The sequence below is a fragment of the Salinivibrio sp. ML323 genome, assembly GCF_001995745.1.
In the GTDB taxonomy this organism is placed as follows: domain Bacteria; phylum Pseudomonadota; class Gammaproteobacteria; order Enterobacterales; family Vibrionaceae; genus Salinivibrio; species Salinivibrio kushneri.
In genome coordinates, this window is the sequence record NZ_MUES01000001.1 from 60269 (window position 1) to 73562 (window position 13294).

Genomic DNA, 13294 nt, shown 5'->3' on the forward strand with positions numbered 1-13294 from the left:
ATAGCATTGTCAGCGAGGGTTGGGGAAATCATCACCGCGGTCTGATCAAAAAAAATGCCTGCCGAGAAGGCAGGCATCAATCGATGAACGCCAGGCCTGTTCGCGGGCTAGCGGATCACCAGGTACAAGGAGCTGTTGTCGCGGACGATATTGAGCGCCAGCACACTGGGTTTGTCTTCAAGTAGCTTGCGCAGATCGCCTAAGTTCTCAACCTTGTGACGATTAAGACCGACAATCACATCCCCTTCACGCAGCCCATAGCGCGCGGCGAGTGAACCTTCTTCAATCGCCGTCACTTCTACCCCAGCGGGCTTGGTGTCGTGATTTTTCAGCTCAGCACCGGTGAGGGCTTTGTGTAAGTTGTCGGCCTTGGTTTGCGTTTGGCTCGCCTCTTTAAGGGTGGTGTCCATTTCTAGGTTTTCACCGTCGCGGATAACCCCCAAGGTCACTGGCTTGCCCGCGCCCAAGGTGGCAATTTTAGCGCGTAGCTCGCCAAAGCTGCGGATGCTCTTGCCATTAACCGAGACGATGATGTCCCCGGCTTCCAAGCCTGCCTCTTCTGCTGCAGATTCAGGCATGACTTGGCTGACAAAGGCACCGTGTTTTGTAGCAAGGCCAAAGGCATCGGCCAGCTCCGATGTTAGCTCGCGACCGGTTACTCCCAGCATACCGCGGCGCACTGAGCCGTATTCGATAATTTGGTCGACCAGGCTTTTCGCCATATTGACTGGAATCGCAAAACCAATCCCGACGTTACCGCCATTTGGGCCTAAAATAGCGGTATTGATCCCCATTAGCTCGCCATTAAGGTTAACCAGGGCACCGCCCGAGTTACCACTGTTGATCGCCGCATCGGTTTGAATAAAGTTCTCAAAGTTTTCCAAATTCAAACCACTGCGCCCTAGTGCAGAGATGATCCCCGAAGTAACGGTTTGCCCAAGCCCAAACGGGTTACCAATCGCCACGGCAAAATCGCCCACGCGCAGTTCGTCGGAGTCCGCGAGCGGAATTTGGGTCAGGTTATCGGCCTCTTCTTCGAGCTGAAGAAGGGCGATGTCAGACATTTCGTCGCTGCCAATCAAGGTGGCATCGTACTCGCGTCCGTCTTTGAGCTGCACGCGAATTTGGTCGGCATCATCAATCACATGGTGGTTGGTGACAATATAGCCCTTATCCGCGTCGACAATCACCCCTGAGCCGAGTCCGCGGAATGGGCGCTCTTGGGCTTGTTCTGGCGGTATGTTGGGGCCGAAGAAAAAACGAAAGGCTTCTGGAATACGCTGCTTGGCGACTTTATTGCCTTCAACGGCAATGCTCACCACCGCAGGAGACACCTTCTCTAGCATCGGCGCTAAGCTGGGCATCGCCTCACCGTTAACGGTTTGCGGCAAGGCTGCGTGGCTCGGGAGAGGGGAAAAAGCCGCGCCAAGAGTCAGCGCGGCGATACTCATCGCTAGTAAAGACTTCTTCATCATAGACTCACACTCCGATTGTCGAGGTATGAAGTGAGAGTGGGGGCTATCTGAAAAAGTTCAATCCTCCATCAACTTGTCGCGCGTGACCCTTCGCCGCTTTTGAGCAGTCCAGAGGCGCTGCCTGAGTAGTCTCTTGGCGGCTCACTGGTTGTCTCGGCTTTCACTTCAGTGATTTTACCCAGCCGCTTGGCAAACGGATTATCCTGATCGGGCAAGTTGGGCATCAAATCAGTCGAGGTCTTTGCCATGTGTTGATAGAGCTTGTTGTAATCTTTGGAAAGGGTATCGAGCAGCTCCGCGCTTTGGGCAAAATGATCAACCAGTTCTTGGCGATATTGCTCCAGCTCGTAACGTGACTTTTCTAGCTCCCTTTTCATGTTTTTTTGTTGTTTGAGATCGCGTGTCGTCATGCGGGCAATGAAGAAGCCTACCGCGATACCGATGACGAGAAAGATCAGGCTATTAATCCAGGCCATAACTGCTCCTTGTAGTCACAAGTTGACTGTCCACAGATACCACTGGCGGGTCAGTCAAGACAAGTAAAATCACTTGCCTACCTAATAATATCGTACATTCCCCAATAGCTCAGCAAGGGGGATTCGCTTACTATACACGTCGATGCGTCCTTGCGGTACTGGCAGCGGACGGATTGTGGGTTGGGGCGAGCCCTCTCCGGTGGTTTGGCGGATATGTTACGTTTTGTATCGGGCGTGTTACTATGCGTGCGAGGCGATAATCAATGAGGCTTTCACGGAATGACGCCACTCGAGCATTACAATAACGATCTGACCCATAACGATTTTATTGAAGACCCCGCGCAGCGTATGGCAGTAGAGAAACTCGATGATCTCTACCATCGCTTGGTTGCCAACCCCATTGTTCCCGCCACGCCGGAAAAGCGCAGCTGGCTGCCTTGGCGTAAGCGCGAGCCGGCTTCTGTGACCCCTGTAAAAGGCTTATATTTCTGGGGCGGGGTGGGGCGCGGCAAAACCTACCTAATGGATACGTTTTTCCACGCTTTGCCGTTCGAAAACAAGATGCGGATGCACTTTCACCGCTTTATGCATCGCGTGCACCAAGAGCTGAAAACCTTGGATGGCGAGGTTGACCCTTTGCCACAAATTGCCGACAAGTTCGCCCAAGAAACCCGAGTACTGTGCTTTGATGAGTTTTTTGTCTCTGACATTACCGACGCGATGATCTTGGGGACGTTAATGGAAGCCTTGTTTGCGCGCGGCATTACCTTGGTGGCCACCTCTAACATTGTGCCGGATGAGCTTTACTGGAATGGGCTACAACGTGCCCGTTTCTTGCCTGCGATCGCCTTGATTAACCAGCATTGTGACGTGGTCAATGTCGACTCAGGCGTCGATTACCGCTTACGCACCCTTGAGCAAGCCGAGATCTTTCACCATCCTTTAGGTGACGCCGCGACCGCGCAAATGCACGCGTATTTTAAGAAGCTCAATGGCGAGGGCGGGTTGAAGCAGGATGTGATCGAGGTGAACCATCGATCGCTGCAAACCATCGAAAACGGTGATGGGGTGGTGCATTTTGGTTTTGCTGAGCTGTGCCAATCAGCACGTAGCCAGAGTGACTATATGGAGCTGGCACGCCTTTATCATACCGTGTTGGTTGCTGATATGCCTCAGCTGACTGGCTTGCAAGACGACGCTGCACGGCGCTTTATTGCCTTGGTGGATGAGTTTTATGAGCGCAGCGTGAAGCTAATTATTTCGGCGGCGGTACCCATGGATAGCCTCTATCAAGGCGAGCGGTTGGCGTTTGAATTTCAGCGCTGCCAATCACGCCTTATTGAGATGCAAAGCCATGACTACCTCGCCTTGCCGCACTTGCCCTAAATAGGATAAAAAGCGGGGCGCAAGCGTTCTGATGGTGCGTGTCCCGCCCTACAGTGGCGTGCAGTAGCCAAACAATCACCAACTGAAAAAATCCATCGAATTTTTTTGCCAAAAGGAGGTGATTTTTTCTCCACTCTTCCCTATAATCTCGCGACCCACCGTTACTGTTGAAAGGCTTAGGCCGAGTGTACCACCACTCGAAGGGGTGATGTATGGGCGCTTAACAGTGGGAGCTTAGGCTCCTGAAGTGAAACTTATTAATCGGGTAATCATTAGCATGAAAACTTTCGTTGCTAAACCAGAAACTGTAAAACGCGACTGGTTCGTTGTAGACGCTGAAGGCAAAACGCTGGGCCGTCTGGCCACTGAAATTGCAACGCGTCTGCGTGGCAAGCACAAGCCAGAATACACTCCTCACGTTGACACCGGTGACTACATCGTTGTTATCAACGCTGAGAAAGTGGCTGTTACTGGCCGCAAAAAGTCTGACAAGATGTACTACAGCCACACTGGCTACATTGGTGGCATCAAGTCAATCAGCTTTGAAAAACTGATCGCGGAAAAACCTGAACTGGTTATTGAAAAAGCCGTTAAAGGTATGTTGCCACGCGGTCCTCTAGGTCGTGCTATGTACCGTAAACTGAAAGTTTACGCAGGTTCTGAGCACAAGCACGCGGCACAACAACCGCAAGTACTAGACATCTAAGAGGAATAAAGCAATGGCAGAACAATACTACGGCACCGGCCGTCGCAAAAGCTCCGCAGCGCGTGTCTTTATCAAGCCAGGCAGCGGTAACATCGAGATCAACAAGCGTTCTCTCGACACTTACTTCGGTCGCGAAACCGCTCGCATGGTCGTTCGTCAGCCGCTTGAGCTGGTAGAAATGACCGAGAAGCTAGACCTGTACATCACCGTTTCTGGTGGTGGTATCTCTGGTCAAGCTGGCGCAATCCGTCACGGCATTACTCGTGCCCTGATGGAGTATGACGAGTCACTACGTCCTGCGCTACGTGCAGCTGGCTTTGTTACGCGTGACGCTCGTCGCGTTGAGCGTAAAAAAATTGGCCTACGCAAAGCACGTCGCAGCCCGCAGTTCTCGAAGCGTTAATCGACGTTTCAGTCAGATTTGCTGCAAAAAGCCTGGTGGCAACGCCAGGCTTTTTTTATTCATCAATTTAACCAGCATTCTCGCGTGTAATACTCATTTATTTCCTTTCAAAACAGTGTATAAGCACTCACTTTCCAACATTTTTATTACCCTTTCCTCAATTCTGTGCACACCGCTCACATTTGTTACAAAAAGGTAGCTTTATCTTGTCAAAAAGTAGGGTTTTCTCTATCATCTAGCCGACGTAATAGCAGCTAAGATTTAATCGAACTGATCCCAGTCAGCCGTTATTACATATTCGTTTTTAAGTAAGCCGTACGCTCCATGGACGCAAAGGACACAATAAAAATCCAAGCGGGAGCACATGGGAGAATGTTGGATGAGCAATGCGCCAGTGAATACCGGCCGACGCCGTTTCCTGACTGCGACGACGTCAGTTGTTGGCGGTTTAGGGGCCGTAGCAGTTGCCGTACCTTTTATTAAGTCTTGGAACCCAAGCGCGAAAGCCAAAGCGGCGGGCGCGCCTGTCGAAGTCGATATCAGCAAGCTACAAGACGGACAAATGATCCGTGTTGAGTGGCGAGGAAAACCTGTATGGATCGTGCGTCGCAGTGATGCGGTCGTCGAACAGCTGTCTAGCTTCGAGGACCAGCTTCGTGATCCCGGTTCGGCACAGCCGCAACAGCCAGAATACGCAGCCAACCAGACCCGCTCTATTAAACCTGAAATTTTTGTCGCGGTTGGTATCTGTACCCACCTAGGTTGCTCGCCAACCTATCTGCCTGACAGCTTCAGTGAGCAAGTGAGTGGGGTGAAAGCCGGGTTCTTCTGCCCGTGTCATGGTTCTAAATTTGACATGGCAGGACGCGTATTCCAAGGCGTACCTGCACCACTGAACCTGGTCGTTCCACCTTACATGTACTTGGACGACAAACGGGTACTCGTGGGACAAGATGAGGGGACTGCGTAATGGAAAACTTGCTGAACTGGGTTGAGAAACGCATTCCAGCGATGAATGCGTATCGCAAACACATGACTGAGTACCCTATGCCGAAGAACTTCAACTTCTGGTATATGTTTGGTGTGCTCGCAATGCTGGTTCTGGTTAACCAAATTCTGACTGGGATTTGGCTAACGATGAACTACGTACCTTCAGCGGAAGGCGCGTTTGCGTCTGTTGAATATATCATGCGTGATGTGGAGTACGGTTGGCTCCTCCGATATATGCACTCCACTGGGGCCTCGGCCTTCTTTGTGGTGGTGTACCTGCACATGTTCCGCGGCCTCATTTATGGCTCGTACCAGAAGCCGCGTGAGCTACTGTGGCTGTTTGGGATGCTGATCTTCTTGGTGTTAATGGCAGAAGCCTTTATGGGCTATCTGCTGCCATGGGGACAGATGTCTTACTGGGGGGCACAGGTTATCATCTCCTTGTTTGGTGCGATTCCTGTGATTGGTGATGACTTAACGCTTTGGATCCGCGGTGATTACRTGGTATCAGGCGCARCCTTGAACCGTTTCTTTGCGCTTCACGTGGTTGCACTACCGATTGTGCTCTTGCTGCTCGTGGCGTTGCACGTACTTGCACTGCACGAAGTGGGCTCCAATAACCCGGATGGTATCGACACTAAACTGCCGAAAGGTGAGGCAGACGACGATGGCCAGCAGTCACAGTTCAAGTTCCACCCTGACTACACCAAGAAATATAAGATCATTGACTCGATTCCTTTCCACCCTTACGGGACAGTGAAAGATTTGATTGGTGTGGGTGTGTTCGGCATCTTGTTTGCCTACGTGATTTTCTTTAATCCCGAAATGGGCGGCTATTTCCTTGAGCCACCCAACTTTGAAGCGGCTAACCCGCTGAAGACCCCTGAGCACATTGCCCCTGTTTGGTACTTCACGCCGTTCTACGCGATTTTGCGTGCGATCCCAGACAAGCTAATTGGTGTGATTGCCATGGGCGCGTCGATTGTGATGCTGTTCATCCTGCCGTGGCTTGACCGCTGCCGTGTGCGCTCATACCGCTACCGCAGCAAGCTGCACTTGGCGAACATCGTCCAATTTGTGATTGCCTTTATTGCTCTGGGTATTCTGGGTGCGTTGCCAGCAACCCCAACCTACACCTTGCTGGCGCAGATCTTCAGCTTCTGTTACTTCATGTTCTTCGTGCTGTTGTTCTTCTACAGCAAAAATGAGGCAACAAAACCGCTACCAGAGAGGGTGACATTCAAATGAGAAAATGGATTGTAATCTTGTGCGCGCTGTTGTCCTCTTTGGCGATGGCCGCCGGTGGTAATGTCCACTTGGACGAAGCCAACAATGATTTGACGGACAAAGCCTCATTGCAACGTGGCGCCAAACTGTTCATGAACTACTGTTTTGGTTGCCATGCTACGCAGTATCAGCGTTATCAGCGCGTGGCCGAAGATCTCAACATTCCTAAAGACTTGATGGAAGACAACCTGATTGTCGATAAGAATGCCGATTACGGCGACTTGATGAAAAACGCCATGACGCAAGAGGCGGGCGCGCAATACTTCGGTGCACCGGCACCTGATCTGACCTTGGTGGCACGTGTGCGTGGCGTGGATTGGCTATATACCTATTTACGTTCGTTCTACGTCGACCCATCTCGCCCATTTGGCGTGAACAACACCGTGTTCCCGAACGTGGGTATGCCACACGTGCTTGAAGAGCTTCAAGGCACACCCCGTAAAGTGTACGAAACACGTATGGTGGACGGTGAGCCGGTGGAAGAGTTTGTTGGCCTTAAATCTGACGGCAATGGCGAACTCAGTGCCAGCGAGTACGATAATGCGGTGCGCGATCTGGTTAACTTCCTTGAATACTCAGGGGAACCGGTGAAGCTAGAGCGCCAGCAGTTAGGCTGGTGGGTGATTGGTTTCTTCGTGGTATTCTTGATTTTGGCGTACTTCCTCAAGAAAGAATATTGGCGCGATGTACACTGATCGGTTAATCTAGTGTGTTGCTAATCCGCAATGGGGACTTTAGGTCCCCATTGCTTTCTATTGATATTGAACATCCTGGAGGGGTTGATGGCTGTTGCTGCCAATAAACGCTCGGTGATGACGTTATTCTCTGACGCATCTGATCTCTATAGTCATCAGGTACGCATCGTCCTCGCAGAGAAAGGTGTCAGTGTAGAAATCGAGCTGGTGGATCCGAATAATCTGCCAGAAGACCTGGTTGACTTAAATCCTTATAACTCTGTTCCAACCTTGGTAGACCGTGAGTTAGCGTTGTATAACGCGGATATCATCATGGAATACTTGGATGAGCGTTTCCCTCACCCGCCATTGATGCCGGTATACCCTGTTGCTCGTGCACAAAGCCGTTTGATGATGTATCGCATCAAGCGCAACTGGTATACCTTGGTTGACCAAATTATGGAAGGCAGTGCTGACGACGCTGATAAAGCGCGTAAGCAGCTGCGTGAAGAGCTTCTGGCGCTGGCACCAGTATTCGCCGAAGATCCCTACTTTCTAAGCGAAGAGTTTAGTCTGGTAGATTGCTACTTAGCGCCGCTGCTGTGGCGTTTGCCTGCGCTAGGCATTGAGCTAACTGGCCCAGGTGCGAAGCAAGTAAAAGATTACATGACGCGTCTGTTTGAGCGTGATTCGTTTCTCGCCTCACTGACAGAAGCTGAACGTGAAATGCGACTAACAGGTCAATAATGTCTACATCAGAATTTGCGATGACACCACGCCGCCCGTATTTAGTGCGTGCGTTTTACGACTGGTTATTAGATAACGATCTCACCCCCCACATGGTGGTGGACGCGACCTTGCCGGGCGTACAAGTGCCGTTTGACTACGTTAAAGACGGGCAAATTGTCCTCAATATCGCCCCGCGCGCGGTCGGTAACTTGGAACTGAGCAACGAGCACGTGTGTTTTAACGCGCGCTTTGGCGGCAAGCCCCAGCAAGTGCTGGTGCCTATGGCGGCGGTGCTCGCCATCTACGCACGTGAAAATGGCGCGGGCACCATGTTTGATATGGAGCCAGCTTACGCCCACGCTGATGATGAGGAGATGTTTGAACAAACCGCCCCATCCAGCGAGGGAGAAGACGAAGAAGAGCCGTCTTTAGTATCAGTCGACAGCGTTGATGATCCAGACGCGTTGCCGCAAGCCGATGATGAAGACGACACGCCGGCTACGCCAAGCAAAAAAGGCAAGCCGACGCTGACCGTGGTGAAATAACCGCGTCGCAAGTTCTAACTGAAGGTAAGACACAAAAAACCAGCACCCAAGTGCTGGTTTTTTTATGCCTAGGCGCTGTGTCCGCCGCACAGATGGCGAAGATAGGCGCCTCACGACGCCTGTATCCGCTGCGGGGGTATCAGTGACGCTCAGTCATGATCTCACGCGAGAATACCTTCTCACAGTATTTGCAGCGCAACTTCACATCGTCTGCTTCACTCAGCACGCGGAATGAGCTATCGACCGCCGGCTCACCGTGGGTAATACAGTTAGAGTTTGGGCAGCGGAATACGCCTTGAATCACCTCAGGCAAGGTCAGTGGCAGCTTGGCCACTACTTGATAGTCTTCGATTTGATTCACGGTCGCCTGTGGTGCATACAGTGCGAGTTGACTGGCCTGATCTTCGCTGATCACCACGTTCTCAATTTTGATCAGATCTTTGCTGCCCAACGCTGACGAGGGCAGATTCAGACCAATGGTGATCCGCTGATCGCTGCCGTGCATTTGAAACAGGTTTAAGATCTTAAAGCCAATGTGCGCGGGAATATGATCGATCACCGTGCCGTGACAGATGGCTTCAACTTGTAGTTTGTTATCCGTGCTCATTGTGCAACTCCTTCAACCTGTYCGTTTAATACCAGTGCCAGCAGGGCTTCTCGCGCATAGACGCCGTTCTCAGCTTGCTCAAAGTAATAGGCGTGCGGGGTTTTATCGACATCCACAGTAATCTCATCCACACGGGGCAGGGGATGCATCACCTTCATGTTGGGTTTGGCATCACGCAACATGGCCGCATTTAAAATGAACGCCGCTTTAATGTGCGCGTATTCTGATTCATCAAATCGCTCTTTTTGCACTCGTGTCATATACAACACATCCAGCTCAGGCACCACATCGGTGATGCTACTGTGCAGGCTATACGGGTGGCCCGCGGCAGTCAGCTCATCTAACAAATACTCAGGCATCGCTAGCGCATCTGGGGCGATATAGAAAAAGCGATTCCCCTCGAACTTTGACAAGGCTTGCGTCAGCGAATGCACGGTACGGCCATATTTTAGATCGCCCACCATGGCAATATTGAGGTTATCGAGCCGCCCTTGGGTTTCGTAAATCGAGAACAGGTCGAGCAGGGTTTGGGTTGGATGCTGGTTAGCGCCATCACCGCCGTTGACTACCGGCACACCTTCAGAGAACTCCGAGGCCAACCGCGCGGCACCTTCTTTTGGATGGCGCATTACAAAGCCATCGACATACGAGGAAATCACACGGACTGAGTCGGCCAAGGTTTCGCCTTTTTTGCCTGACGAAGTATTGCCGCCGTCGGGAAAGCCAATTACCGAGCCGCCAAGGCGCTGAATCGCGGTTTCAAAGGACAACCGCGTGCGGGTTGACGCCTCAAAAAAGCAGCTGGCAATCACTTTATTTTTTAATAGCGTCGGGTTCGGGCGGGCTTTAAGTTCGGCCGCCGTGGCAACGATTAACTCTAGCTCGTCGCGGCTGAGCTCGGGAATGGAAATAATATGTTTGTTATAAAGCGTATTGGCCATAACGCGAGTCCCTTTCTTTGCAGTGTGCTACAGGCAAAAAAAAACCTCCGAAAAGGAGGCTTTTACGATCACGACCAATGCGAATGCCGTCCCGCGATGGGGCGGATAAATCGCTGTTTGTAGGTGGAATAACCAACATAACGTCTGGCCGTGTAATGAAATCTGGCCGAATTATACGCCCCTATTTATGTCGTGCAAGCAAAAGTGCAATCGTTTACGTGCTTGCGTTGACGAGTGTGGCAACCATCACAGCCTTGATGGTATGCAGTCGGTTCTCTGCCTGATCAAAGACGATCGACTGCTCAGATTCGAACACCGCGTCGGTCACTTCCAGCCCATTGAGCCCGTATTGATCGGCAATTTGTTTTCCTACGCCCGTCTCATCGTTATGAAAGGCAGGCAAACAGTGCATAAACTTAGCGTGTGGGTTTGCGGTGGCGGCCATTAAGCTTGGGTTCACCTGATAAGGGATGAGATCAGCCACACGCTGCGCCCAGGCCGATTCGGGTTCACCCATCGACACCCAGATATCGGTATACACAAAATCACAACCGTTCACCGCTGCGGTGTCTTCGGTTAAGGTGAGCGTTGCGCCAGTAGTGGCGGCGATATCTTGGCAGGTGGCGATCAAGTCAGCCTCAGGCCAATAGGCTTTAGGGCCAATCAGGCGCAGATCCATCCCCATTTTCGCCGCGCCGACCAATAGCGAATTACCCATGTTGTTGCGCGCATCCCCCACATACGCAAACGCGATTTGATTTAGCGGCTTGTCACTGTGCGCTTGCATGGTGAGCAGATCGGCCAACACTTGGGTGGGGTGAAAATCATCGGTTAAGCCATTCCACACCGGCACCCCGGCATTCGCGGCGAGCGTCTCGACCACCTCTTGGCCAAAGCCACGGTATTGAATGCCATCATACATTCTCCCTAACACACGCGCGGTGTCCTTCATGGTTTCTTTATGGCCAATCTGGGTGCCGCTAGGGCCGAGGTAACTGACCTGCGCACCTTGATCAAACGCCGCCAYCTCAAAGGCACAGCGGGTACGGGTCGAGGTTTTCTCAAAAATCAGCGCAATGTTTTTGCCTGTTAGCTGCGGGGCTTCCTCACCGCGAGCTTTTGCCGCTTTTAGTGCGGCGGCATCATCAATCAGATCGTGGATTTGCTGAGGTGATAAGTCGAGTAAGGTGAGTAGTGATTGCTGGTAGAGGTCGCTTTTCATATCTATCCCTAAATAACGCGAAAAATTGAATATTAAGTCGGTATTTGTGTTTAATTATTCTTTAATGGTAAAGCCCGTGCCAGCAAGATGCAAGCAACAAAACCGAGCGTAAAGGCCATAAGCTGACCAATAACACACCTTTTTGATGATTTTCTGACCGCCAAGGAGGGATTTAATCAAGCGCTGACAATGCTGATAAGTTGGCGACAAACTAGACAATCCTTTTACCGCCTTATAGCGAGAGAATGACAGGGGCGCGCGATGAGTGCGAGATAGTGTTTATGTCCTCAAGGACAAACGACAATACTAGGAAGGAGAAGATGATGAAAACACAAAACAAAGCACTGACTCTCAGCGCACTCATGATGATGGTTGGCCTCGCCGGCCCCGCGATGGCCAACGAAGCCAGCCAACCACAAGGCGACCAGCCCGTGGTAACTTGTCCAGACGGCGGCACGGATTGTGACACGCAGCCAATGCCAGAAGACGACAACAGCACCTGGCCGGCGGAAGAAAGCCAAGACCCCGCCATGCAATAAGGCGGTAACCTCCTAAGCAAGCAAAGCGTGAGTGCCGCCACATTGGCGGCGCTTGTTTATCCCACCACACGCTAAGTGCTCAAAAAGCATACTGAATTCGCCCCCCTTACAGCTAGACACCCTGTGAGCCTTCCCCTATAATCCCATTCCATTCGGCCCCTTAGCTCAGTGGTTAGAGCAGTCGACTCATAATCGATTGGTCCCCAGTTCAAGTCTGGGAGGGGCCACCAGTCATAGCAAGGCGTAGCAGGTTAGTACCTACTACGCCTTTTTTGTACCTGCTGATTTTTAGTCAAACACTTAGTCAAACAAGGAACGGGTACAACGCCCGTTTTCGCATTAGAAAAAATCAGCGGGGTAACACTGAGAGGTGTTCAACACTTCGATCCTGCCAACGGTCATCTTTTACCTTGCTTAGGCAAGCGCCCACTAAAACGATTCATCCGTTGCGCCTAGGTAACTTCTTGTACCCATCTCACAAAATATGGCTTATCTAACACTTTGGACAATAGCGCACGAAAACCAAAACAGCCCTTGATATGCTTTATCAATCAATGGTACCGACGTTCTGAGTGTTGGCTTGAAGTGCTCTGAGTGTCGGCTTGATGTTTAATTTTTGATTTAGAGTGATCGTTTTCACTTAACAAATGGATGCATCGAAAAACTCGCTACATTCAATGCCGTTCACTTAAAATGGGCGTATCAGTACAAAAGCGGCATGAGTTCGAATCAGAGAGATGAACATAAAAACAAATTTATCTATCCTGAAACCGAAGCTTTATATGCAACCAGGTAAAATAAAGAGGTGATTATGGACGACCCGTTACCCCATAATAATGAGTTATCAGCTGCCGAGAAAAGTCTGAGACGAATTGGCTCGAATGTTTGGTTTGGTGGGCTTTCGGAAGAGTGGCAAGACTATCTTATCTCTCATACTGTGGAAACATTCGACACCTATGATATGTCGATGGAAAAGGCTGCCAGTGTATTGATCCAGGCATATCAAGAAATGGTCAGGTTTCAACCTGCCGTACTAGATGTCAATCCTTGGCTGCTCAATGACGAGTTTTGGGCTGACCTACAGGAGTATAAGCATAACAGTTGACACAATAGACTTATTTTATAAATTTTATTTGGTGTGCAGTTTGTATCTAGTCGATTGAATAGTTGCTGAGGTGAGCTCTGAAGCACGGCCAAACTCTCGCTTACTGTGCTTTTCCAGCCAACGTTTCAGTGGCTGGCTTGTTGAGATAGGCTCTGAAGCTAATGCGGTGGAATGTCGAAAAGCCGTTTTTTGCTAACTGTTTCAGTGGC

Annotated in this window: 15 protein-coding genes, 1 tRNA gene and 1 CRISPR repeat array (1 of these 17 only partly in view); of the genes, 11 read left to right on the forward strand and 5 right to left on the reverse strand. The window is 50.9% G+C overall.

The genetic code is table 11. The features are described from left to right. Positions 1-107: 107 nt before the first annotated feature. A complete protein-coding gene (locus tag BZG13_RS00295; protein ID WP_106407177.1) occupies positions 108-1472 on the reverse strand; it encodes a Do family serine endopeptidase in 1365 nt (454 codons plus the stop codon). A gap of 71 nt (positions 1473-1543) precedes the next feature. After that, positions 1544-1951, reverse strand: coding sequence for a Z-ring associated protein ZapG (zapG, locus tag BZG13_RS00300; protein WP_069363320.1), 408 nt, complete (start codon positions 1949-1951; stop codon positions 1544-1546). 279 nt (positions 1952-2230) lie between these two features. Here zapG and zapE point away from each other — a divergent pair, with 279 nt between their 5' ends. The 8 genes from zapE to sspB all read left to right on the forward strand — a co-directional run bounded on the left by zapE (position 2231) and on the right by sspB (position 8671). Next, complete coding sequence (gene zapE / locus BZG13_RS00305) at positions 2231-3337, forward strand: cell division protein ZapE (protein ID WP_077484166.1); 1107 nt, start codon at positions 2231-2233, stop codon at positions 3335-3337. 277 nt (positions 3338-3614) lie between these two features. After that, a complete protein-coding gene (rplM, locus tag BZG13_RS00310) occupies positions 3615-4043 on the forward strand; it encodes a 50S ribosomal protein L13 (RefSeq protein WP_046073927.1) in 429 nt (142 codons plus the stop codon). Positions 4044-4056: 13 nt separating this feature from the next. Beyond that, positions 4057-4446, forward strand: a complete 390-nt coding sequence (rpsI, locus tag BZG13_RS00315) for a 30S ribosomal protein S9 (protein ID WP_069363322.1) — start codon at positions 4057-4059, stop codon at positions 4444-4446. A 379-nt stretch (positions 4447-4825) separates the two neighbouring features. Then, positions 4826-5416 carry a ubiquinol-cytochrome c reductase iron-sulfur subunit gene (gene petA / locus BZG13_RS00320; RefSeq protein WP_077484168.1) on the forward strand — a complete coding sequence of 197 codons (591 nt, stop codon included), beginning with the start codon at positions 4826-4828 and terminating at the stop codon, positions 5414-5416. After that, positions 5416-6684, forward strand: a complete 1269-nt coding sequence (locus BZG13_RS00325; RefSeq protein ID WP_077484170.1) for a cytochrome b — start codon at positions 5416-5418, stop codon at positions 6682-6684. Before petA ends, BZG13_RS00325 begins: the two co-directional genes overlap by 1 nt. Beyond that, positions 6681-7418, forward strand: coding sequence for a cytochrome c1 (locus BZG13_RS00330; RefSeq protein WP_077484172.1), 738 nt, complete (start codon positions 6681-6683; stop codon positions 7416-7418). Before BZG13_RS00325 ends, BZG13_RS00330 begins: the two co-directional genes overlap by 4 nt. 87 nt (positions 7419-7505) lie before the next feature. Beyond that, complete coding sequence (gene sspA / locus BZG13_RS00335; RefSeq protein WP_046073932.1) at positions 7506-8144, forward strand: stringent starvation protein SspA; 639 nt, start codon at positions 7506-7508, stop codon at positions 8142-8144. Further along, the gene (gene sspB / locus BZG13_RS00340; protein WP_077484174.1) at positions 8144-8671 is read left to right on the forward strand and encodes a ClpXP protease specificity-enhancing factor; all 528 of its coding nucleotides are present in this window, start codon (positions 8144-8146) and stop codon (positions 8669-8671) included. The genes sspA and sspB overlap by 1 nt, the downstream gene beginning before the upstream one ends. 139 nt (positions 8672-8810) lie before the next feature. Here the strand turns inward: sspB and pyrI are convergent, their stop codons facing one another. The 3 genes from pyrI to argF all read right to left on the reverse strand — a co-directional run bounded on the left by pyrI (position 8811) and on the right by argF (position 11441). Beyond that, the gene (gene pyrI / locus BZG13_RS00345) at positions 8811-9278 is read right to left on the reverse strand and encodes an aspartate carbamoyltransferase regulatory subunit (RefSeq protein WP_069363326.1); all 468 of its coding nucleotides are present in this window, start codon (positions 9276-9278) and stop codon (positions 8811-8813) included. Continuing rightward, a complete protein-coding gene (gene pyrB, locus BZG13_RS00350; protein ID WP_077484176.1) occupies positions 9275-10219 on the reverse strand; it encodes an aspartate carbamoyltransferase in 945 nt (314 codons plus the stop codon). Before pyrB ends, pyrI begins: the two co-directional genes overlap by 4 nt. Before the next feature lie 214 nt (positions 10220-10433). Further along, on the reverse strand, positions 10434-11441 hold the full coding sequence (argF, locus tag BZG13_RS00355; protein WP_077484178.1) for an ornithine carbamoyltransferase: 1008 nt from the start codon (positions 11439-11441) through the stop codon (positions 10434-10436). 320 nt (positions 11442-11761) lie between these two features. On the opposite strand from argF, the gene BZG13_RS00360 reads away from it, so the two are divergent. From BZG13_RS00360 to BZG13_RS00370, 3 genes are all read left to right on the forward strand, one after another. Continuing rightward, complete coding sequence (locus tag BZG13_RS00360) at positions 11762-11980, forward strand: hypothetical protein (protein WP_131825181.1); 219 nt, start codon at positions 11762-11764, stop codon at positions 11978-11980. 154 nt (positions 11981-12134) lie between these two features. Continuing rightward, positions 12135-12210: transfer RNA gene (locus BZG13_RS00365), tRNA-Ile, on the forward strand. A gap of 581 nt (positions 12211-12791) precedes the next feature. Further along, on the forward strand, positions 12792-13085 hold the full coding sequence (locus tag BZG13_RS00370) for a hypothetical protein (RefSeq protein ID WP_077484182.1): 294 nt from the start codon (positions 12792-12794) through the stop codon (positions 13083-13085). 122 nt (positions 13086-13207) lie between these two features. Continuing rightward, positions 13208-13294: direct repeats of the CRISPR family, unit length 37 nt (it continues 1990 nt past the right edge of the window).